Annotated in this window: 21 protein-coding genes; 12 read left to right on the top strand and 9 right to left on the bottom strand. The window is 65.0% G+C overall.

Annotated elements, in window-relative coordinates; translation table 11 throughout:
* Positions 1-110: 110 nt before the first annotated feature.
* A complete protein-coding gene (locus ACKWRH_RS35415; protein ID WP_445222534.1) occupies positions 111-1,574 on the top strand; it encodes a FecR domain-containing protein in 1,464 nt (487 codons plus the stop codon).
* 317 nt (positions 1,575-1,891) lie between these two features.
* On the opposite strand, the gene ACKWRH_RS35420 is transcribed toward ACKWRH_RS35415, so the two are convergent.
* On the bottom strand, positions 1,892-2,455 hold the full coding sequence (locus ACKWRH_RS35420) for an NUDIX hydrolase (protein WP_445217303.1): 564 nt from the start codon (positions 2,453-2,455) through the stop codon (positions 1,892-1,894).
* Between the two features lie 68 nt (positions 2,456-2,523).
* Entirely contained in the window at positions 2,524-3,387 is an 864-nt protein-coding gene (asd, locus tag ACKWRH_RS35425; RefSeq protein ID WP_445217304.1) for an archaetidylserine decarboxylase, read from the bottom strand.
* 35 nt (positions 3,388-3,422) lie between these two features.
* Here asd and ACKWRH_RS35430 point away from each other — a divergent pair, with 35 nt between their 5' ends.
* Positions 3,423-5,087, top strand: a complete 1,665-nt coding sequence (locus tag ACKWRH_RS35430; protein WP_445217305.1) for an aminotransferase class III-fold pyridoxal phosphate-dependent enzyme — start codon at positions 3,423-3,425, stop codon at positions 5,085-5,087.
* 376 nt (positions 5,088-5,463) lie between these two features.
* On the opposite strand, the gene ACKWRH_RS35435 is transcribed toward ACKWRH_RS35430, so the two are convergent.
* The 3 genes from ACKWRH_RS35435 to ACKWRH_RS35445 form a co-directional block, all read right to left on the bottom strand.
* A complete protein-coding gene (locus ACKWRH_RS35435) occupies positions 5,464-6,123 on the bottom strand; it encodes a hypothetical protein (RefSeq protein WP_014492925.1) in 660 nt (219 codons plus the stop codon).
* 155 nt (positions 6,124-6,278) lie between these two features.
* Positions 6,279-6,968, bottom strand: coding sequence for a class I SAM-dependent methyltransferase (locus tag ACKWRH_RS35440; RefSeq protein WP_445217306.1), 690 nt, complete (start codon positions 6,966-6,968; stop codon positions 6,279-6,281).
* A gap of 35 nt (positions 6,969-7,003) precedes the next feature.
* Positions 7,004-8,056, bottom strand: a complete 1,053-nt coding sequence (locus ACKWRH_RS35445) for a glycosyltransferase family 4 protein (RefSeq protein WP_445217307.1) — start codon at positions 8,054-8,056, stop codon at positions 7,004-7,006.
* A 275-nt stretch (positions 8,057-8,331) separates the two neighbouring features.
* On the opposite strand from ACKWRH_RS35445, the gene ACKWRH_RS35450 reads away from it, so the two are divergent.
* Positions 8,332-9,039, top strand: coding sequence for a L,D-transpeptidase family protein (locus tag ACKWRH_RS35450; protein WP_445217308.1), 708 nt, complete (start codon positions 8,332-8,334; stop codon positions 9,037-9,039).
* 109 nt (positions 9,040-9,148) lie between these two features.
* Positions 9,149-9,568, top strand: a complete 420-nt coding sequence (locus ACKWRH_RS35455) for a c-type cytochrome (protein WP_445217309.1) — start codon at positions 9,149-9,151, stop codon at positions 9,566-9,568.
* A 90-nt stretch (positions 9,569-9,658) separates the two neighbouring features.
* Here ACKWRH_RS35455 and ACKWRH_RS35460 read toward each other — a convergent pair whose 3' ends face one another.
* Both ACKWRH_RS35460 and ACKWRH_RS35465 read right to left on the bottom strand, forming a co-directional pair.
* Positions 9,659-9,925 (bottom strand): hypothetical protein, encoded by a 267-nt coding sequence (locus ACKWRH_RS35460; RefSeq protein WP_445217310.1) that lies wholly within the window; start codon positions 9,923-9,925, stop codon positions 9,659-9,661.
* Positions 9,918-10,712: a DUF899 domain-containing protein gene (locus ACKWRH_RS35465; RefSeq protein WP_445217311.1), complete on the bottom strand. Its 795-nt coding sequence runs from the start codon at positions 10,710-10,712 to the stop codon at positions 9,918-9,920. Before ACKWRH_RS35465 ends, ACKWRH_RS35460 begins: the two co-directional genes overlap by 8 nt.
* 150 nt (positions 10,713-10,862) lie before the next feature.
* On the opposite strand from ACKWRH_RS35465, the gene ACKWRH_RS35470 reads away from it, so the two are divergent.
* The 8 genes from ACKWRH_RS35470 to ACKWRH_RS35505 all read left to right on the top strand — a co-directional run bounded on the left by ACKWRH_RS35470 (position 10,863) and on the right by ACKWRH_RS35505 (position 20,440).
* On the top strand, positions 10,863-12,083 hold the full coding sequence (locus ACKWRH_RS35470) for a helix-turn-helix domain-containing protein (protein WP_445217312.1): 1,221 nt from the start codon (positions 10,863-10,865) through the stop codon (positions 12,081-12,083).
* Between the two features lie 28 nt (positions 12,084-12,111).
* Positions 12,112-12,750 (top strand): Vgb family protein, encoded by a 639-nt coding sequence (locus ACKWRH_RS35475; RefSeq protein ID WP_445217313.1) that lies wholly within the window; start codon positions 12,112-12,114, stop codon positions 12,748-12,750.
* A gap of 137 nt (positions 12,751-12,887) precedes the next feature.
* Positions 12,888-14,456, top strand: coding sequence for a DUF4403 family protein (locus ACKWRH_RS35480; RefSeq protein ID WP_445217314.1), 1,569 nt, complete (start codon positions 12,888-12,890; stop codon positions 14,454-14,456).
* A gap of 120 nt (positions 14,457-14,576) precedes the next feature.
* Complete coding sequence (locus tag ACKWRH_RS35485) at positions 14,577-15,716, top strand: ABC transporter ATP-binding protein (RefSeq protein ID WP_445217315.1); 1,140 nt, start codon at positions 14,577-14,579, stop codon at positions 15,714-15,716.
* 56 nt (positions 15,717-15,772) lie between these two features.
* Positions 15,773-16,831 carry an ABC transporter substrate-binding protein gene (locus tag ACKWRH_RS35490; RefSeq protein ID WP_445217316.1) on the top strand — a complete coding sequence of 353 codons (1,059 nt, stop codon included), beginning with the start codon at positions 15,773-15,775 and terminating at the stop codon, positions 16,829-16,831.
* A 34-nt stretch (positions 16,832-16,865) separates the two neighbouring features.
* Entirely contained in the window at positions 16,866-18,128 is a 1,263-nt protein-coding gene (locus ACKWRH_RS35495; RefSeq protein WP_445217317.1) for an ABC transporter permease, read from the top strand.
* Positions 18,125-18,955, top strand: a complete 831-nt coding sequence (locus tag ACKWRH_RS35500) for an ABC transporter permease (RefSeq protein ID WP_445217318.1) — start codon at positions 18,125-18,127, stop codon at positions 18,953-18,955. Before ACKWRH_RS35495 ends, ACKWRH_RS35500 begins: the two co-directional genes overlap by 4 nt.
* Positions 18,956-19,228: 273 nt before the next feature.
* Positions 19,229-20,440, top strand: a complete 1,212-nt coding sequence (locus tag ACKWRH_RS35505; RefSeq protein ID WP_445217319.1) for an ABC transporter substrate-binding protein — start codon at positions 19,229-19,231, stop codon at positions 20,438-20,440.
* 231 nt (positions 20,441-20,671) lie between these two features.
* Here ACKWRH_RS35505 and ACKWRH_RS35510 read toward each other — a convergent pair whose 3' ends face one another.
* Together ACKWRH_RS35510 and ACKWRH_RS35515 are read right to left on the bottom strand one after the other, a co-directional pair.
* Positions 20,672-21,196, bottom strand: coding sequence for a PRC-barrel domain-containing protein (locus ACKWRH_RS35510; RefSeq protein ID WP_445217320.1), 525 nt, complete (start codon positions 21,194-21,196; stop codon positions 20,672-20,674).
* Positions 21,197-21,431: 235 nt separating this feature from the next.
* Positions 21,432-22,010: a hypothetical protein gene (locus ACKWRH_RS35515; protein ID WP_445217321.1), complete on the bottom strand. Its 579-nt coding sequence runs from the start codon at positions 22,008-22,010 to the stop codon at positions 21,432-21,434.
* Positions 22,011-22,150: the final 140 nt, after the last annotated feature.

The following is a 22,150-nucleotide window of genomic DNA, read 5'->3' on the forward strand; positions in this document are numbered from 1 at the left end:
TGCACGCTCGCCCCTCCCATGCGACACATGTTCATCCGCCATTCAGCTAGCCCCAGCTGATATCGGCCGATCTCGCCTCGCGTTCTCACCGGGACTTCCTCGTGACATCAATGGTGGCTTGGCGCCGCTTCGTCTTCGCGCTTCCGTTGCTGGCGTTACAGCTGGCCGGCGCGAGCGTGGCGCTCGCATCTGATGCAATCGAGCTTGCGCAGGCCCAGCCCCAAGCGCAGCCAAATCCCGCCCCCTCCCCGACGCCGTCGGCTTCACCTGCGCCCGCCACGGACGCGCAACCTGCCGCCGTCGAGCCGATCGGCAACGTCGCAACAGTCACGGGGATCGCAACCGTGGTCCGCGACAAGAACTCGTATCCGCTGCGCGCGCGCGACGACATCTATCTCAACGACGTCGTGCAGACCTCGTCGAACTCCTCGCTCGGCATCACCTTCAACGACGCCACCACGTTCAACCTCTCCGCCAGCGCGAAGATTACCATCGACAATTACGTCTATGAGGACGGCGGCAAGCAAAATTCGGCGATCTTCGACATCGGCAAGGGCACCGTTGCCTTCGTTGCGGCAGCAGTGGCGAAAACCGGCGACATGAAGATCGCGACGCCGACCGCAACGCTCGGCATCCGCGGCACCACCGGCGTCGTCGACGTTCCCGAAGGCGCGGCGGCCAGTGCTGCGAACAACGTCAACATCAAGCTCTATCCCGACGCCGACGGCAGGGTCGGCCACATCGAGGTCAACGACCGCAGCAGCGGCACGCGACTCGGCGCGCTGACGCAGGCCGCAAGCGGCTTTGCGATCCGCCCGGGCGCCGGCGGCACAGGCGGCATGCGCTTTGCGGCCGTGCCGATCGCGATTGCCCCGCAGCAGATCGCGCGCGACCGCGGCTTCGTCAGCCAGGTGCATCTGGCGCAGACCACGGGCCGGCAGATCGTCACCGAGCAGCGCGACTTCCGCCGCGCCAATCCGACCGCAATCAGCCGCATTCCGCGGCCGACCCAGCCACCGCAGCAGCAGCAATTGCGGCCGACGACAGCGCCCGGCCAGCAGCCGCAGCGCCCGAATGGCCAGCCCGGCCAGAACAACCGTCCGGGCCAGCAGCAGCCGGGTACACCGGGCCGCCAGGGCGCGCAGCCGCCGCAGCGGCAAGGACAAGGCGGCGCCGTGCAGCCGGGCGCGCCGCGCGCGGGCCAGGGGCAGCAGCAGCAAGGCCAGCAACGAGAAGGCCTGCAGCAACCAGGTCAGCGGCAAGGTGCGGGACAGCCGGCAGGTGCACCGCGCGCTGGACAAGGCACGCAGCCCGGCGGCGCGCTGCAGACGCAGCCACAGCGAAACGGACAGACCCCGGCGCAGCCCGGCGGAGTCGTGCCGTCGCAGCCGGGCACGACGCCGCAGCCGCAAACGCCGCGCACCGGATTGCAGCCGGGCCAACCGCCCGCGGCTCAGCAGCCAGGCGGCATCCAGCGCCAGGGCGGATTCCAGCAGCGCCTCCCCGCCGCGCAACGTCCCGCAGCACCGCGCAAACCGTCGCCAGCTCCGAAGGAGAAGAAAGAGCGGCGGTGAACGGTGCCTCCCCTCACCCTGAGGAGCTTGCGAAGCAAGCATCTCGAAGGGCGAGGCCACAGTCGGGCCGCATGGCTCGAGACGCTCGAGACGCGCGCGATGCGCGCTCCTCACCATGAGGGTCGACGTCGAGTGCGCGGCCCTCTCCTCCGTCATTGCGAGCGAAGCGAAGCAATCCAGAATCTTTCCGCGGAGGGACTCTGGATTGCTTTGCTTCGCTGCGCTCGCAATGACGACTTGGAGGGAACTAAGGCTCCCACAAACTTGCTAGCTCGCGGATGTTTCCAAATTCGCGAGCAGAGCAGCGTGAAGACGACTCACGCTTCGCCGCGCAGCCAGGCCTTCACCTTTTGCAACAGGCCATGAGGCAGCTCGCCAACTGACGCGGCTTCGGCGGGCGTCAGCGTCTGCAAGGCTGTATCGGTCTCGTCGGTCGCCGGCGCCGGCTCGGGCGCCAGCGAAGAGGCGAGCCCGGCGGCGGCAAGCGCGATCGGACCGACCTGCACCAGGAACGCGCGCTCATATTCGCGCGACAGGCGCGCGAGCGCATCCTCCAGCGTCAGCCAGTCGACCGCCTTGATGTCGTTCATCAGCTTGCGAACGGGACCGCCCTCGGCCTCCATGCGCCAGAAATGCACGACCTTGGAGCGCCCTCCCGATTGGTAGACGAGGGTGCCGAGGAATTCGTGGATGGCCACATTGTGGCCGGTCTCCTCCAGCACCTCGCGATGCGCGGCTTCCTTCGGCGTCTCGCCGTCGTCGAGCTTGCCCTTGGGCAAGACCCATTCGTTGCGCTTGCGCTGGCGCACGACCGCAACCAGCGGCGGCGCGCCACGCCGCAGCACAATACCTCCCGCCGCCATCACCGGCGCCCGCGCCATCACAAAATTCCGTGTCGATCCAATCGTCCCCGCGGACGATATAGGCTGCCGACGCGGCGGATTGAAGGCTAGTTTTTCTTCAACAGCGCTTGACCTGCGCGAATACGGGTGCCCTCGCCGATGCCGTCGCAGAAGTTGAAATCACTGGGCGCCAGGATGATGATGGTTGAACCGTGCTCGAACCAGCCGAGCTCCTCGCCCTTGGTCACGTTGACGTCGCAGGGGAAATTAACCGGGCCGCGGGTCTGCGCGTTCAGCACCATATCGAGGAAGTGCAGCCGGATGCTCGCGACCAGGATCGCGGCGACCGGCACCAGCGTCACGGCCTCGCCGGTCGACAAACGCGTGCGGATCACCGCGCGCTCGTTCTTGCAGAAGAGACGCTCGACCCGCTTCAGCGCGATCGGGTTGACGTTCCAGACGTCGCCATGGATCAGCGTGACGCGTTCGATATGCGCGTCAAAGGGCGCGTGGAAGCGGTGATACATGCTCGACGTCAGCCGCAGCGTGACGAAGCTTCCGTTGCGGTGCTGATCGACCAGCGCGGAATCGCCGAGCAGGTCGAGCAACGAATAGGGCGCGCCCTTGACCTGGAACAGTTCGGTGTCGGCGATCCGGCCATGGGCGCCGACGATGCCGTCCGAGGGGCTGGCGACAATGGAAGGGTCGGGATCAAAGGGCCGCAGGCCCGGCTTGAGCTCCCGGGTGAAGCAATCGTGCAGGCTCTTGAAGTGGGTCTTGCGCGCCTCCGACAGATCGAGGTCGGAGAACAGCTTCCACAGCGCGATCGAGAAGTCCCTGACGAGCGGGTTCTCGATCTTGGAGAACCAGCCCATGAAGCGGGTCAGGGCCGCCCGGGGGATGCGGTTGGTCAACAGGAAGTTGAGGTCTTCCTGCTGGGTGAAAGAGGCGATGAAGGCTTTGACTGTCATGAATCTGTCAGCTCACAGTATTAGCGCTTGTTGTCATGGAAACGACACTCCCGATTCTCTCATTTTCCGTGGCCGCCGCAGCGTCCGCTGCCGCCGTCTTCCCGAAGCTCAAGGCGCGGGTCGAACTCTCCCGCGCCAAGCACCGCTCGCTCGCCGGGCACTCCAAGATGTCGCGCCGGGTGGCAAAGCTGCTCCCGTTCTACGAGTTCGAAGGCGACACATATTTCGGCTGCGACGGCGCACCTGATAACGTGGTGAAGCAGCGCAAGGACGCCTTCTTCCGCCTCGCCAGCCTTTACGCCGAGCGCTACCCCAAGGGCCGCGCGATGACGAAGGAAGCGGCGGAAAAGATCTCCGACCTGCACTTCACCGAAACCTACCGCGTGCCGTTCCAGTTCTCGCGTCTCGTCCGCGAGCACCTGGGCACCTCGACCTTCATGGAATCGTCCAGCGGCGTCACCGTCACGGATGTCGACGGCAACACGTCCTACGACCTCACCGGGTCCTACGGCGTCAACATCTTCGGCAACGACTTCTACAAGGAGTGCATCGAGGGCTCGGAGAAGCGCGCGCACGCGCTTGGCCCCGTGCTCGGCCCCTACCATCCCGTTATTCTCGAGAACGTACAACGGCTCTGCCAGATCTCGGGCCTCGACGAGGTCTCGTTCCACATGTCCGGCACCGAAGCCGTCATGCAGGCGGTGCGGCTGGCGCGCTACCACACCAAGCGCACGCATCTGGTTCGTTTCGCCGGCGCTTATCACGGCTGGTGGGGCGACGTGCAGCCCGGCGTCGGCAATCCGATTCCCGCGCATGAGACCTACACCCTCGCCGAGATGTCCGAGAAGACGCTGCACGTGCTGCGCACGCGCAAGGACATCGCCTGCGTGCTGGTCAATCCGTTGCAGGGCCTGCATCCGAACGGCAACGCGCCCGGCGATTCCTCGCTGGTCGATTCCTCCCGCGGCGGCAACTTTGACCGCGCGGCGTACACCGAGTGGCTCAAGAAGCTGCGCGAAGTCTGCACCGAGCGCGGCATCGCGCTGATCTTCGACGAGGTCTTCGTCGGCTTCCGTCTCGCCGCCGGTGGCGCCCAAGAGTACTTTGGCGTCAAGGCCGACATGGTGACCTACGGCAAGAGCCTCGCCGGCGGCCTGCCGGTCGGCGTGGTCTGCGGCAAGAAGGAATTGATGCGCCGCTTCCGGGACGATCGTCCCGCCGACATCTGCTTCGCCCGCGGCACCTTCAACTCGCATCCCTACGTCATGACGGCGATGGACGAGTTCTTGAGCCGGCTCGCCAGCCCGAACTTCCGCGCCATCTATGACGGACTGGACGCGACCTGGAACGGCCGCGCGCAAAAGCTCAACCAGATGATGACCGATGCCGGCCTGCCGGTGCGGTTCGCCAACTTCTCGTCGATCTGGACGGTGAAGTACACCACCCCGTCCCGCTACAACTGGATGCTGCAATATTACCTGCGCGCCGAAGGCCTGTCGCTGAGCTGGGTCGGCACCGGACGGCTGATCTTCAGCCTGAACTACACCGACGCCGATTTCACCGAAGTCGCCGACCGCTTCGTCCGCGCGGCCGAGAAGATGAAAGCCGACGGCTTCTGGTGGCACGACGGTGTGCTCACCAACAAGAATATCAAGCGGCAGATCTTGAAAGAGATGCTGGCCAAGCGTTTCGGGCGCTGAGGCGTTTCGACCCTTCACCACGAACAGCGCCCGCGCCTCCCCCTCTCCCCGCCCTTGTCCGTCGAAGCCTTGGCGAAGGCGGATGCGGGGCCGCGACGAGCTACGCTCGCGCTGAGAGGGTTGGGGTGAGGGGGACTCTCCGCGTGCGCGGAGAGCGTTGGCGGACGACCATCCAGCAGCCTCCCCGCGGAGAGCCCCCCTCACCCGGCTTTGCGCTACGCGCAAATCCGACCTCTCCCCGCAAGCGGGGCGAGGTGAAGAGAGCGCTGGGCTCGCCTGAGTCACTTTAAAGGTATCCCCAACACGTGGATGCCCGGCACGAGGCCGGGCATGACGTAGCAAACTGACATCGGAGTGCTTTGTGTGCGCTGCGCGCTCAGGCGTGCTGCTCTTCGAGCGTGGGCTCGGAGATGAGGCCCAGCGTGTGCTCGGGGTTGAGATGCAGGCCGGGGTCCATCAGCTCGCCGCGCATCAAGGCGAGCGGCGCGCTGCGATAGAGCATCAGGTCGTGGAAAGGGTCGGTCAGGATCTTGGTCATCCAGACGAGGCCGGTCTCGACGTCGCGGATGAAGAACAGATGCACCGTGCGGAACAGAAGACCGCCACCGCCGATCACCAGCCAGATTTTCGCAACCTGCCGCATGAAATCGGTCGCGCTCGCCCAGGGCGTGAACAGGCCGAACAACGTCGGATCGACGACCAGCACCAGCGGCGACAGCGCCCAGATCGCCATCAGCACCACCTTGCGCTGAAGGTTGTAGCCGACCTTGATGTCTTCCTTGTACTCATGCGTCGCCTGGTTGATGTGGTCGTAATCGTGCGGCTCGAAGAAGAAGTGACCGGCCTGGCGCGAGGTCATCGAGACCAGCCAGCCAACCAGCGCGGAGATCATAGGATCGACGAACAGCCAGACATAGGCGAAGAGAAAGCTCAGCGCGCTGACGAAGTGCAGGCTCTGATTGATGCGGCTGTGGTGATAGTAGCGATGGTCGTCCCAGCGCTGGATCCGCAGCTGCTCGAGATAATTCTTGATCATGCTCTCCCCCAAAATGCTTTCGGGTTCAGGATTTACAGGGATTCGATGTACGCCATGTGACATCATCATTTTGTCATGTGACGATGTGCAGCGGCGCGATGACGCACGTGAACGCGTGAGCGGCGGATTGCGCCGCCGCTCTTACGCAGCCTTGCTCAGGCCGCCTTGGCGACGTCGACCTTGCGGAAGCGCACCAGCGAGAAATGGCCAAGCGGCGGAATCAGGCGGCGCTCGGCGAGTTCGATGCCGTGGGCGCCGGCGAGCCACTTCGTATAACGCGACCAGGCGAACTCGGCGGTGCGGAAGCCGAGCGGGCGCACCACCGGCTGGAGCCTCTGCTCGATGAAGCGGCGCATGCCGGTGTCGGCGCTGACGCGGGTCAGGATGATCAGCTCGCCGCCGGGGCGCAGCACGCGGGCGAATTCGTCCAGCGCCTTCTCCGGGTTCGGCACGGCGGTGACGACATATTGCGCCATCACCACGTCGAAGGAATTGTCGGGGAATTCGAGCTTCTCGGCGTCCATCACCGCGAGGCCCTCGACGTTCTTCAGATTGCCTTCGCTGACGCGCTGGCGCGCCTTGTCGAGCATCGCTTCCGAAATGTCGGTGCCGAAGATGCGCAGATGCGGCGCGTAGAGCGGCAGCGAGATGCCGGTGCCGACGCCGACTTCGAGCACACGGCCGCCGATCTTGTTGGTGGCCGCGATCGCGGCCTGCCGGCCCTTGGCGAATACGCCGCCGAACACGAGATCGTAGACGGGCGCCCAGCGGTCATAGGCCTGCTCGACCGTGCCACGCGTGAGGTCGAGCTGCTGGGTGCCGTCAAGGTTCATGATCTTAGCCATCGATGAGGTTCTCGCTGTGGGTCAAACGTTGCAGATCAGCCGCGCACCGGCCGCCGCGCCATGACCGGCGAGGCGCGCAGGATGCGGCTGGGCTGAAGTGAGGTGAGGTTGCCGACGAATTGGCGCGCGCTGTTCTCCCAGGAACGCTCCAGCGCGAAGTTGCGGCAGGTCTCGCGCGACATGGTGAGTGCGCGCAGGCACGCGGTACGCAGATCATGGTCGATCGCGCCGATCGGATGATCGGCGATGACGTCCTTGGGACCCGTCACCGGAAACGCCGCCACCGGCGTGCCGCAGGCGAGCGCCTCGAGTTGCACCACACCGAACGTGTCGGTCAGGCTGGGGAATACGAAGACATCGGCCGCGGCGAGATGGGCGGTCAGATCCGCGCCCTTCTTCTCGCCGAGGAAGACGGCATTCGGATATTTCTTTTCGAGCGCCGCCTTCTGCGGGCCGTCGCCGACGACGACCTTGGTGCCGGGCAGGTCGAGCGAGAGGAACGCTTCGAGGTTCTTCTCCACCGCGACGCGGCCCATGGTCATGAAGATCGGGCCCGGCAAATCGAGCTTCGCAGGAGCGTCGGGATGAAACAGCTCGGTGTTGACGCCGCGCGTCCAGAAGCCGAGTCGCTTGAAGCCGCGCTCGGAGAGCTCCTGCCGCAGCGAAGGCGTCGCGACCATGGTCATCGCGGCGGCATCGTGGAAGTGGCGCAGCACGGCATAGCCGACGGCATCAGGGATGCCGGTCCGCACCGAGACGTATTCGGGAAAGCGCGTCGTGTAGGAGGTGGTGAAGGCAAGGCGGTTGCGGCGGCAATAGGCGCGCGCGGCCCAGCCGATCGGCCCCTCGGTCGCGATGTGCAACGCTTCCGGCGCCGCCTTCTCGATCCGCCGCGCGATCTCCTTTCCGCTCGGCAGCGCGATGCGCAGGCCCGGATAGGTCGGCAGCGGCCAGGACCGAAAGCCGTCCGGGGTGAGGAAGTCGATCTCGACGTCGAGCGCCTTGGCCGCGTTCGCCAGCGAGGTCAGCGTCCGGACCACACCGTTAACCTGCGGATGCCAGGCGTCAGTCGCGATTAATACCCGCATGGGGAAATCCCGAGAGTTTGATGATTCTCGGCTTAGGACCATCAACCACGGATATTTCAGGCGTGTGACGTCACAGAAGTGTCGGCCCGCTGTTTTGTTGGTTAACGGGTCCGCGCCGCCACGAAACCGTCATGAAACAAATCCTTTCCGCCATGAAACCGTTTTCGGTTTTCCGCGCAAAGCTCCCGAAACGTTTTGTCGTTAGTCATTTGGGCAACGGAGCACCGAAACGGTGCCGCGGTGGTCAAGAAACACCGATCAAACAGGGGCGATCAATGATCAATCTGGACACGTTCAAGACGTATTCGCGCGCCGTTGCGCTCAGCGCCGTCGCGATTTCCGCAATCGCATTTGCCGGTCCGGCCAAGGCTGCGCCGGTGCAGTTCTTCTCGTTCTTCCAGCCGCTGCCGCCGGTGGCCGCGCCGCAGCCTTACCAGCCCTATCAGGCGACGCCTTACCAGGCCGCGCCGTCCCAGGATCAGGACGCGGTCGAGATGCCGGCCCGCTTCCGCCGCCAGACCGTTTCCTACACGACGCGTGAGGCGCCCGGCACCATCATCGTCGATACGCCCAACACCTATCTCTATTACGTGCTCGGCAACGGCCAGGCGGTTCGCTACGGCATCGGCGTCGGCCGCGACGGCTTCACCTGGTCCGGCGTGCAGTCGGTGACCAAGAAGGCCGAGTGGCCGGATTGGACCCCGCCGCCGGAAATGATCGCCCGCCAGCCCTATCTGCCGCGCCACATGGCCGGCGGCCCCGGCAATCCGCTCGGCGCGCGTGCCATGTATCTCGGCGGCACCATCTACCGCATCCACGGCACCAACGCCCCCGACACGATCGGCAAGCACGTCTCGTCCGGCTGCATCCGCCTGACCAACGGCGACGTCACCGACCTCTACTCCCGCGTCAACGTCGGCACCAAGGTGATCGTGCTGCCGATGACGGAACGCCGCGCGGATCTCGGCGCCGCGACGCGCTGAGCGACAGGACATTGTGACGCAAACGGCCCCGGAACCCACCGGGGCCGTTTTCGTTTGCATCATGCTCTCCGGGCGGCCGCGCTTGGAAAAGCACTCTTCGGAGGCGCAGATGCGATCACGCCTGCAGATGTCGCCAGATACATGGCTGCGCTCGATCGCAGCTGCCGGCGCATTGACGCTGCTTCTGTCTGCGCCCTCCTCGCTCGCCCAGCAGCCGGCGAGCGACGAGGCGGCTCAGCAGGCCTTCAACAATTCCTGTCGCACCTGCCACTCCGTGAAGGGCGGCGACAATCGCCTCGGTCCCAATCTCAACAAGATCGTGGGACGCAAGGCCGGCTCGCTGCCGGACTACAACTACTCTCCGTCGATGAAGGACGCCGGCTTCGTCTGGGACCAGGACAAGCTAACCCGTTTCATGGTCAAGCCGGATGAAGTCGTGTCCGGCAACAAGATGCAGCCATATGGCGGCGTCTCCGCGGATGAGGCGGGCAAGATCGTTGCTTATCTTCAGGCGGTAGGCGGGCAGTAGCAGGACAGAGATTTAACGTAAGCCTCATCCTGAGGAGCGCGCCCTTGCGCGCGTCTCGAAGGACGAGGCGTTCCCACCGGCGGAAACCGTTTACCGCCGCCGCTCCGCGATCAGCCTCAGCCACGCCGCTGAATGAATAGCGCTCATCAGCAAATACATCGGCACCATCCCACTCAGCACAGAGCCGTACCCGGCGGCACACAGCGTGTCCGCCGGGCCGCTACCGATCACGGCCGTCAACACGGCCATGATCGCGAAGGTCGGCGTCGCCGCCAGAGCCAGCCATCTGGCGAGGTGGCGTGCGGCCACCACGCCATCGCGGCTCGCGCCGGTGGCCACGTTGGCGGGACTAGTCACGGCCTTCCGCGGCCTCCTCGCGAAAAGCCTTCTCGCCGGCCGTCGAGATCTCGACCCATTTCTTGTCGGGCGCAGCGCCTTCCGTGTAGCTGTCGTGCCAGTTCCACCATTTGTAGGTCGGCGTCTGCGGATAGCCCTTTGGCGAGTCCTCCCAGACCTCCTGCCGGCCGAGCGGGGTGATATCGAGATAGTTCCAGGTGCCGCCCATCTGCTCGTCGCCCCGGCTCTTGACGAAATAGGTGCGGAAGATGCGGTCGCCGTCGCGGTAGAACACGTTGGTGCCGTGCCATTCGTCGACGCCGAAATCGGCGTCGAAACTGTCGGTGACGGTGACCCAGGGCATGGTCCAGCCCATCCGCTGCTTCAGCCTGATGATGTCGGCCTGCGGCGCGCGCGAGGCGAACACGAGCGTGGTGTCCCGGGCGTTGAGGTGCGAGACATGGGCGACCTGGTCGGCGACCATCGAGCACCCACGGCAGGCATGATCGGGCCAGCCGAACACGCCCGGCTCGAAGAAGGCCCGGTAGACGATCAGCTGCCGCCGGCCCTGGAACAGATCGACCAGACTGATCTTGCCGCCGGGCCCCTCGAACGCATAGGTTTTGGTGACTTCCATCCACGGCATGCGCCGGCGCTCGGCGGCAAGGGCGTCGCGGGCACGGGTATGCGTCTTTTCCTTCACGAGCAGTTGCTGACGGGCGACCTCCCAGTCCTGCGGCGACACCACCGGCGGTGTTTGCATGGCGGCCTGTCCGTTAGTTCCTGCGTTGTCTGCTGATGTCATCATGGCTCTCCATTCCTCTTGTCCGGGCGGTCATTCCGCGTCGCGCTACGACGGACGCGGAACCGCTCGCCCCTCACCGCACATTGTCGGTCGTCAACGATTTCTGGCACCAAGCAGTTGCGCGGTGGGAGTAACAAGTGTGGCGGGATTTGAATGGAGTCGCTGATCACGGCCGCCGCGCGCGCGTTAGAGGCCGGCGATCCGCTCGGCGCGCTGAACCGCGTTGCGCTGCGCAACGATGCGCCGTCGCTGGCCCTACGCGGCATCGCGATGGCGCAGCTCGGCGATCTCGCGAAAGCGAAGACGCTGCTGCGGAGCGCCGCACGCGCGTTCGGCCCAAGAGAGGCGGTGGCGCGCGCAAGATGCGTGGTGGCCGAAGCCGAGATCGCGCTCGTCTCGCGCGACCTGAGCTGGCCGGTGAAAACGCTCGCGGCGGCCCGCGCGACACTCGAACAGCACGGCGATCTCGCCAATGCTGCCCATGCGGGCCACATCGAGGCGCGCCGCCTCCTCCTCGTCGGGCAGCTCGACGAAGCCGAGCGCACGCTGGCCGAGCTCAGCCCCTCCCCGCTCCCGCCTGCATCGCAAGTCGTCCGCGAGCTCGTGGTCGCCGGCATCGCCATCAGACGATTGAGAGCGAAAGATGCGCGCGCGGCGCTCAACCGCGCGGCTCACGCAGCGCGGCAGGCGAAGATCCCGGCGCTCGTGGCCGAGGTCGACAGCGCGAACCTGATCCTCGACACGCCGGCGGCGCGCCTGATCGCACGCGGCAGCGAACACCCATTGTTGCTCGGGGAGGTCGAAAGACTGGCGACCTCGACGGCGCTCGTCGTGGACACCTTTCATCATGCCCTGCGCAGGCAAGGCCGTGTCGTATCGCTCGGAACGCGGCCGGTGCTGTTCGCGCTCGCCCGCCTCCTGGCGCAGGCATGGCCGGCGGATGTCTCGCGAGAGACGCTGATATCAGGCGCGTTCCTGGCGAAGCACGCCGATGAATCGCATCGCGCCCGGTTGCGCGTGGAGATCGGGCGGCTCCGCACCCAGCTCAAGCCGCTGGCAGACATCAGTGCGACGAAGCAGGGCTTTGTGCTGGCGCCGCGCAAGACGCGCGACGTCCTCGTGCTGGCACGTCCCGTCGAGGAGAAGCACGCCGCGGTGCTCGCCGTCCTCTCCGATGGCGAGCCCTGGTCGAGCTCGGCGCTCGCGCTGGCGCTGGGAACGAGCGCGCGCACGGTGCAGCGGGCCCTCGAAGAGCTGGCGCGGTCGAACAAGGTGCAATCGTTCGGACACGGCCGGGCACGGCGCTGGATGACCCCGCCCGTCCCGGGTTTCCCGACAGGCTTGTTACTCCCCGGACCGCTCCTGAAGGCCTAAGTTGGGTCACATCACAGGGATCAAGCACATGAAGCGTTCAGCCGCCGAGATCGTCAGGGAGTATGGACCTTTTGCGGGAGTCGAGGCCGTGCATGGCGTCACCTACGACGGCACCCATGTCTGGTTCGCGTCCGGCGACAAGCTGAATGCGGTCGATCCGGCCAACGGCAAGGTCGCACGCTCCATCGATGTCGCCGCGCATGCGGGGACGGCATTCGACGGCCGGCACCTGTTCCAGATCGCCGAGGATCGCATCCAGAAAATCGACGCCGCCACCGGCAAGGTGATCAGCACGATTCCGGCTCCGGGCGGCGGCGGCGATTCCGGATTGGCCTGGGCGGAGGGCTCGCTGTGGGTCGGTCAGTATCGCGAGCGCAAGATCCATCAGGTCGATCCGGAAACGGGAAAGATCCTCCGCACCATCGAAAGCAAGCGCTTCGTGACCGGCGTCACCTGGGTCGACGGCGAGCTCTGGCATGGCACCTGGGAGGGCGAGGAAAGCGATTTGCGCCGGATCGATCCTGAGACCGGCAAGGTGCTGGAGCAGCTCGACCTGCCCGCCGGGACGATGGTTTCAGGATTGGAGTCCGACGGCGGTGAGCGCTTCTTCTGCGGCGGTGGCGATCGCGGCAATGTGAGGGCGGTTCGCCGCCCGAGGCGCAGCTAGGTGCGCGATGACGGATACGCGGCACCGATGCTGCCGCAACCGTTAATCTGTTCGCCCCAATTCCACCCTATCGGTGCGCTCTAGCGCCCCCCTCGCCTGCCCTGTAGACTTCCGGCCCTGGGCGGCTTGGGGGATTGATGCGACTGACGCTGAACTTGAAGACTGTCCTGATCGCCGTGGCGGTGCTCGCGGCGTCGTTTTTCGTCAGCCTGAAGGCGATGGACTGGCTGTCGCCGCGCGCGGCGACGACTGCGCCGCCGGTCGCGCAATTGCCACCGCTGCCGCCGGTCGCGAAGAGCTCGATCGTGGTGGCGCCGGTTGCGATCGCGATATCGGCGATCCGCGAACAGGCCGAGAAAGCCGCGCCGCGCAATTTCGCCGGCAAGGCCGACAATCCAATCTCGCAGATCCTGGAGAATGCCGACATCGGCTGGTCCGCGGCGCGCGGGCCGATGGCGGCTGCCGGCGACAAGGACGTGCTGACGATCTCGACGCCGCTCAACGGCAAGCTGAACGTGACGGGCTCGCTGTCGTCGAAAGCCACCGGCGCGCTCGGCGACGCGCTTGGCAGCGTGCTCGGCGGTGACGCAGCGAAACGGATCGGCGCGGTCAACATCAAGAATTTGAACGCCAGTGCCGAGATCAAGGGCAACGTGGTCGTCACCTCGCGCCCGAAGCTCGCGGCCAATTGGCATCTTGAGCCAAATCTCGGCGCCCAGGTCAATCTCGGCGACACCAACCTCAACGTCTCCGGCGCCAAGGTCAATGTACCGGCGCAGGTGAAGCCGCTGATCGACAAGAATGTCGGCGAGCAGATCAACATCGTCTCCGAGCGCATCCGCAACGATCCGTCGCTGCGCGAGAATGCGAAGCAGCAATGGACCAAGGCCTGCCGCTCGATCCCGCTGCAGGGCTCGGGCTCCTCGGCCGCGCTGCCGCCGCTCTGGCTCGAGATGAAACCGACCCGTGCCATCGCGGCGCAGCCGCGCGTCGACGCGCAGAACGTGACGCTGCTGCTCGGCCTCGAGCTGGAGACGCGCGTGACCTCGACGTCGACCAAGCCGGACTGTCCCTTCCCCGACAAGATCTCGATCGTGCCGCCGACCGGCACCGGCGTGAACATCGGCGTGCCGATCGACGTGCCCTTCACCGAGATCAACAAGCTGATCGCGGCACAGATGGTCGGCCACACCTATCCCGAGGACGGCTCCGGCCCGGTTGACGTCACCGTGAAAAGCGTCAACGTGGTGCCGTCGGGCGATCGTCTCCTGATCTCTCTGCTGGTGCGTGCCAAGGAGAAGAAGAGCTGGCTCGGTCTCGGCGCCGAAGCGACCGTGCACATCTGGGGCCGGCCGATGCTCGACCAGGCGCAGCAGACGCTGCGGCTCGCCGACATCCAGCTCGCGGTGGAGTCCGAGGCCGCCTTCGGCCTGCTCGGCGCGGCCGCACGCGCGGTGGTGCCGCAGATGCAGCAGGCATTGGTGCAGAAAGCGACGCTCGACCTGAAGCCGATCGCCGCCAATGCGCGCGAGAAGATCGCGGCCGCGATCGCCGACTACCAGAAGAGCGAGGACGGCCTCAAGGTCGACGCCAAGATCGACAGCCTGACCCTCGCCGACATCGCCTTCGATTCCAAGACGCTGCGCATCGTCGCCGAAGCCGGCGGCTCGCTGAACGTCTACGTGACGAAGCTGTCGGGGATGTAGCGCGTCTTCATTCGCCGGACCCGCTTGCGCCGCTGGCGTTCTCGTCGGAGGATGCTAAGCTGTTTCCCGCAACCTCGAACGAGGTGCTGACAGCACTGCAGGGGACAACGCGAGGACAACATGGAAGCCGGCATGGTCACGCCTGCGCCGGCGCTGGTGCGCTTTTCCGGCATTCAGAAGACCTACGATGGCGAGCACCTCGTGGTGAAGAACCTCGATCTCGAAATCAGGAAGGGCGAGTTCATCACCCTGCTCGGCCCGTCCGGCTCGGGCAAGACGACCACGCTGATGATGCTGGCCGGCTTCGAGGTTCCGACCCATGGCGAAATCTACCTCGCGGAACGGCCGATCAAGAACGTGCCGCCGCACAAGCGCGACATCGGAATGGTGTTCCAGAACTATGCCTTGTTCCCGCACCTGACGATCGCGGAGAATATTGCCTTCCCGCTATCCGTTCGCAACACGGCCAAGGCCGAGGCGCAGGAGCGCGTCAACGCGGCGTTGCGCATGATCAAGATGGAAACCCTGGCGCACCGGCGGCCCGGGCAGCTGTCCGGCGGTCAGCAGCAGCGCGTGGCGCTGGCCCGCGCGCTGGTTTTCAATCCGCAGCTCGTGCTGATGGACGAGCCCCTGGGCGCCCTCGACAAGCGCCTGCGGGAGCAGATGCAACTGGAGATCAAGCAGCTGCACGAGACGATGGGCATCACCGTCGTCTACGTCACCCACGATCAGAGCGAAGCGCTCACCATGTCGGATCGCATCGCCGTGTTCAACGACGGCATCGTGCAGCAGATCGACAGGCCCGACGCGCTGTATGAGCATCCGGTAAACAGCTTCGTCGCTCACTTCATCGGTGAGAACAACGTGCTGGCCGGCACCGTCGAGACGGTCGAGAAGGACTATTGCCGCGTCACGCTGGCTGGCGGCGGCGCCGTGACCGCGCGGGCGGTCAATGTATCCGGCGCGGGCGCATCGACCTCCCTGTCGGTGCGGCCGGAGCGGATCGCCATCATCCCGGACGGCCCCTCCAGCGAGGGACCGAACCGGCTGGCGGCCAAGGTGCAGAACACCATCTATCTCGGCGACCACGCACTGGCCGTGCTCGATGTCGCCGGCAACGGGGAGTTCATGGTCAAGCTTCAGCCGGAGACGCATGACGGAATCAGACATGGCAGCCCAAGACCTGGCAACCTCAAACCTGGTGAAAGCGTATTCATCACCTTCCGTCCCGAGGACTGCCTGGCCCTCGATCCCGTCTGATCCGGACCGGCATCGATCAAACTCAACGCAACGCACATGAAGAAGGAACAAGGACCATGATGAAGCGCAAGACTGGCAAGATTGCTCTGGGGTTCGCCGTGGCGTTCAGCGCCAGCGCCGCGCTGGCCACGGTCGCGCAGGCGCGTGACCTCACCGTCGTGTCGTGGGGCGGCGCCTATCAGGATGCCCAGAAGAAGGTCTATTTCGAGCCGTTCAAGAAAGCAGCCGGCGTTGCGATGAACGACGAGTCCTGGGACGGCGGCGTCGGCGTGTTGCGCGCCAAGGTGCAGGGTGGTGCCGCCACCTGGGACCTCGTCCAGGTCGAGAGCGACGAGCTCGCGGTCGGCTGCGAGGAAGGCCTGTTCGAGAAGATGGATTATTCCAAAATCGGCGGCGAGGCCGCCTATATACCGCCCTCGGTCAACCCTTGCGGCGTCGGTGCCATCCTCTACGATTTCGTTCTCGGCTACGACAAGGACAAGCTGAAGCAGGCCCCCAACGGCTGGGCCGACTTCTTCGATACCAGGAAGATTCCGGGCAAGCGCGCCTTGCGTCAGGGCCCGAAGACCACGCTGGAGATCGCCCTCATGGCCGACGGGGTCGCACCGAAGGACGTCTACAAGGTGCTGGCGACCGACGAGGGCGTCGAGCGCGCGTTCAAGAAGCTGGACACCATCAAGGGCGACATCGTCTGGTGGAAGGCCGGCGCCCAGCCGCCGCAATTGCTCGCCTCCGGCGAAGTGGCGATGACCTCGGTCTACAATGGCCGCATCGACACCGCGAACAAGAACGACAAGAAGAATTTTGGCATCGTATGGGACGGCGCACTCTTCACCCTCGACAGTTGGGTCATCCTGAAGGGTAGCCCGAACAAGGACGCCGCCTACAAGTTCCTGGACTTCGCAGGTAAAGCGGAGAACCAGTCAAAGCTGTCGCAGAACATTGCCTATGGCACCTCGAACAAGGACGCAGCCGGCCTGCTCGCGCCCGCCGTTCTGAAGGACCTGCCGACAGCGCCTGACAACATCAAGAACGCGGTCGAGATCAACGTTGGCTTCTGGCTCGAGAACATCGACCGCCTGACCGAACGCTTCAACAAATGGGCCGCGAAATAGCGCGGCCCGCAAGGCTCGATCCAAGGCTCGACCAATGACGGATGCGCTCTTGACCGGCGCCAATGCGTCGACCGAGGTGCCGCTCAAGCGCCGATTGAGGCGTGCGGAGCGGACACGTCAGGTCAAGGCATTGGCGCTGGTGCTGCCGCTTCTCGTCTTCCTGCTCTTCACTTTCGCGGGCCCGATCGCCGGCATGCTGTGGCGCGCGGTCGATGACCGCGAGGTGCGTCAGGTCCTGCCGCAAACGATCGCTGCTCTCGCCGACTGGGACGGCAAGGACCTGCCCGATGAAAAGGCCTTTGCAGCGCTGGCAAGCGACATCCTGGCGGCGCGCGCCTCCGGCACCATCGCCATCGCGGCCAAGCGGCTCAATTACGCCCTGAACGGTTTTCGTACGATCCTGACCAGCACTTCACGCAATCTGAAGGCACAGCCAGAGCCCGGCACCGCCAGGGAGACACTGGGCAAGATCAATCCGGCCTGGCGCGAACGGACCACCTGGACGACGATCAAGGATGCCAGTGGCCCGGTGACCGGCTTCTATCTGCTGGCGGCGCTCGACCTGACGCGGAACGTCGATGGTGCGATCGTCGCGGCCGCACCAGATCAGGCGATCTACCGCAACGTATTTACCCGAACCTTCCTCATCAGCTTCAGCGTCACGGTACTCTGCCTGATCCTCGGCTTCCCGGTCGCGTACCTGCTGGCGACACTGCCGCCGGGCCGGTCGAACCTGCTGATGATCTTCGTCCTGCTGCCGTTCTGGACGTCGCTTCTGGTCCGCACCTGCGCCTGGATCGTCTTGTTGCAGAGCAAGGGCGTCGTGAACGACAGCCTGCACTGGCTTGGCATCATCGACGAGCCGTTGCGCCTGATCTACAACCGTTTCGGGGTCTGCGTGGCCATGACCCACGTCCTCCTGCCGTTCATGATCCTGCCGCTGTACAGCAGCATGAAGGCGATCTCGCCTGCTTACATGCGTGCCGCCGCCTCGCTCGGCGCGCCACCGGCCACTGCCTTCCTGCGGATCTACCTGCCTCAGACCCTGCCCGGCATCGGCGCGGGAAGCCTGCTCGTCTTCATCCTGGCGCTCGGTTACTACATCACGCCGGCCCTCGTCGGGGGCGCCGCCGATCAGATGATCAGCTACTTCATCGCGCTCTACACGACCGAGACGGCCAATTGGGGCCTTGCTTCGGCGTTGGGTGCGGTGCTGCTGCTGGCCACTGTTCTGCTCGCGCTCGTCTACGGCAAGCTGGTGCAGGGACAGCAAGTCACGGGAGGGATGAAGAATTGAGCGATCATTCTTCCCTCCGCACGCCCAGCCAGCGCATCGCGTGGACCGCGACCATCGTCATCTCCACGCTGGTGTTCATCTTCCTGATTGCGCCGATCCTTGCGATCATGCCGCTGTCCTTCAGCTCGGGCTCGTACCTCACCTATCCGCTGCCGGGCCTCTCCTTGCGCTGGTACGACGACTTCATCAATTCACCGCGCTGGATGAATTCACTGAAGAACAGCATGATCATCGGCGTCGCCTCGACCCTGCTGTCGATGGTGCTTGGCACGTTGGCCGCGCTCGGGCTGGCGCAGTGGAGGAGCCGGTTCAAACCGCTCGTGTTGGCTTTCGTACTGTCGCCGGTCGTCGTGCCCGGCGTCATCACCGCGGTCGGCCTGTATTTCTTCTTCGCGCCGATCGGGCTGACCGGCAGTTATCTCGGCTTGATCCTGGCCCACACCGCGCTGGCGACGCCTTTTGTGGTGATCACCGTCGGCGCGACGCTGCAAAGCTTCGACACCAATCTGGCACGCGCCGCCGCCTCACTCGGTGCCTCACCGCTTTATGCGTTCCGCCGCGTGATCCTGCCGCTGATCCTGCCCGGCCTGGCGTCGGGTGCGCTCTTCGCCTTCGCGACCAGCTTCGATGAGGTGGTGATCGTGCTGTTCATGGCGGGTCCGGAGCAGCGCACCCTGCCGCGCGAGATGTTCAGCGGCATCCGCGAGAACATCAGCCCGACCATCACGGCAGCGGCGGTGATCTTGACGACGGTATCGGTCATCCTCCTCGCCACCCTGGAAGGCTTGCGCCGACGCAACGAACGGCTCAAGGGCAACAGCGCCTGACCCGCCCCCACTGTCATTCCGGGGCGCGCGCAGCGCGAACCGGGAATCCATCATGCCGCAGCGATGGTGGATGAATGGATTCTCTGATGCGCAACTGCTGATGCGCAACCGCGCATCAAAGCTCGCGCCCAAGAGGGCGAGCCCCGGAATGACGACAGACCCCCCTACTTATTTCTCACTCCACCTCACACATCCCCGGCTTTGCCCCCGCGACCGATTGTCGCTACAACCGTCCCTGCAACAAAACCCAAACAACAAGACAGGGAGAAACATATGCAAAAACTCATCGCCGCCGTCGCGGCCGGATTTGCTCTCGCGGCCACATCCGGCGTCGCGCAGGCGCAGATCTCCGACGATGTCGTCAAGATCGGCGTGCTCACGGACATGTCGAGCCTCTATGCGGACGCGACCGGCAAGGGCTCGCTCGCCGCCGTCGAGATGGCGGTTGCCGATTACGGCGCCAAGGTCGCCGGCAAGCCGGTGCAGGTGGTCGCCGCCGATCACCAGAACAAGCCCGACGTCGGCGTCAACATCGCCCGCAACTGGTACGACAACGACAAGGTCGACGCTATCTTCGACGTGCCGACATCCTCGGTGGCGCTGCCGATCTCGGCGCTGACGCGCGAGAAGAACAAGATCAACATCAACTCCGGCGGCGGCTCGTCCGACATCACCGGCGTCGCCTGCTCGCCCAACACGGTGCACTGGACCTACGACACCTATGCGTTGTCGAACGTTGCCGGCAAGGCGATGGTGAAGCGCGGCGAAGACACCTGGTTCTTCGTCACCGCCGACTACGCCTTCGGCATGGCGCTGCAGCGCGACGCCGCCAACGTGGTCAAGGAGAGCGGCGGCAAGGTGCTCGGCGAGGTCCGCCATCCGCTCAACTCCTCGGACTTCTCGTCCTTCCTGCTGCAGGCCCAGGCCTCCAAGGCCAAGGTGGTCGCGCTGGCGAATGCCGGCGGCGACACCACCAACGCGCTGAAGCAGGCGGCCGAATTCGGACTCGTTCAGGGCGGCCAGAAGATGATCGCGCTGCTCCAGGAGATCACCGACACCCATTCGCTCGGCATCAAGGCAACGCAAGGCCTGATCGTCACCGACGCGTTCTACTGGGACATGAACGAGGAGACGCGCGCCTTCTCGAAGCGGTTCAACGAGAAGGTCGGTCATATGCCGACCATGATCCAGGCCGGTCTCTACTCGGCAACCATGCACTATCTGAAGGCGATCGAGGTCATCAAGACCGACGAGGCGCCGAAGGTGATGGAGCAGATGCGCAAAACGCCGGTCAACGATTTCTTCGCCAGGAACGGCAAGATCCGCATCGACGGCCGCATGGTGCACGACATGTATCTGTTCGAGGTGAAGAAGCCGGAGGAGTCCAAGGGCGAGTGGGACCTCTACAAGCTGATCGCCACCGTCCCCGGCGACGAAGCCTTCCGCCCCCTCGACAAGGGCGGCTGCCCACTGGTGACGCACTGAACGCTGCACGCTTCCCGTGAAGCGACCAGGCCGTCGATCCCTCATCCTGAGGGGCTTGCGAAGCAAGCGTCTCGAGGGACGGAGGCCCGGCTGGTGGCCTCGCCCTTCGAGACGCTCCAAGTGCGGCCCCTCAGGGTAAGGGGCAATCGCTCACGATGACGAAAAGAAAGACACGACAGCGCGCCCGGTCAAAACCGGGCGCGCTTCGTTTCGGCCGTCACGTGAGCAGCATTACTCCGAGTACTTGAACTCGGGCATGTTCTTCAGCTCGTCCTTGCTGGCATTGAACACGGCGTGGTCCGGATACCATTTCGACGTGGACGAGGCGGTCGTAGCCGTCGTCGTCGTGGTCTTCTCGGTGCCGGTCGCAGCGCCAGTGGTCGTGGTCGCCGCAGGCTTCGCGCCGGTGCCGGTATAGGCGACGGCCTCGTTGACGAACTTCAGCTTCTCGTAGGGGACGGCAACCAGATGCTCGCCCATGCCGAGGAAGCCGCCGACGCCGATCACGGCAATCTTGATGTTGCCGCTCTTGTCCATCAGCAGGTCGTTGATCGATCCAATGTTCTCGTTGGCGTCGTTGTAGATCTTCAGGCCCGACATCTTCGAGGCACGCCACTCGCCCGACGCGGTCATCGTCGTCGTGGTGGTGGCTGCGGGCGCTGCCTTGTCGCCGGTGGCGGTCGGTGATTGCGCGAACGAAACGGTCGCAAGCAGTGCGGTGCCGGCAAGGCCGGCGGCGATCGATTTCATCAACATTGTTGTCCTCTCCTTCAGCAGAAAACCTATGCGGAGAGAACAGCGGCGATCATCCGCAGTTCCTTTTCTGCGGCAATTTCGTTGCGCGATGATGGCGCTGCGCTGCGATGAAAGTTCCTGCGTCACTCAGGAACGTTCGACGGAACGTTCCTGATGCACAGTTCCCCGCCGCCAATCATGCGCCCTGGGTGAAGCACGATCGCGGCGAGGAACGCGCCGACCTGCGTCGCTCAGGTCAGCTCTTGAAGTCGATCAGAAGTGCGGAGAAATCCGAACCGCCGAATGAGCTGCCGTTGGCGCCGTAGGACGCGCTCGATGATTGCGACTGCTGGAGCGCCTGGAGGAATTGCTGGAGAATGTCCGCCGTGGTCGAGTCGGTCGACGTGCTGCTGGTCGAGCCCGTCGAGGACGAATCCGACGAGCTGTCATCCGGCGGCGGACCGGGCGGCGGTCCGCCCGCACCACCGGGACCGCCGGGACCACCGGCGCCGCCGGGCCCCTTGGCGAAAGCGGACTGAAACACGTTCTTCAGTTCGTCGGCCTGGTCCGAGGTCAGCGTCCCGTTCGACACTTCGTTGGCGATGAGATCGTCGATCTTCGACTTCATCTCGTCCTTGGAGGGACGCGTGCCGCTCGACTGGTCGCTGGATCGGCTCGACTGCAAGGCGGTGTCGATGTCGGTCAGCGCGGTCGAGAGCGCCGACTGGTCCGACGACGAGATCGTGCCGTCGGAAACGTCCGATTGCAATTGCTGCTGAAGCCGCTGCAGGGGCGACTGGTAGTTACCGGCGGAGGCCGCCGAAATCGAGGTCATAATGGCTCCGTGGCTTTTGCGGGGTTTCGTAAGCGACACCGCCACGGTATGGTTAGCGGCCTTAACGAGACCTTGCCGCTTCCCTGCCCGGGTATTGCCTGCTGTTGCGCCCGGACAGGCAGAAACAATCCGAAACAAAA

The sequence above is a fragment of the Bradyrhizobium sp. Pa8 genome (assembly GCF_052588265.1).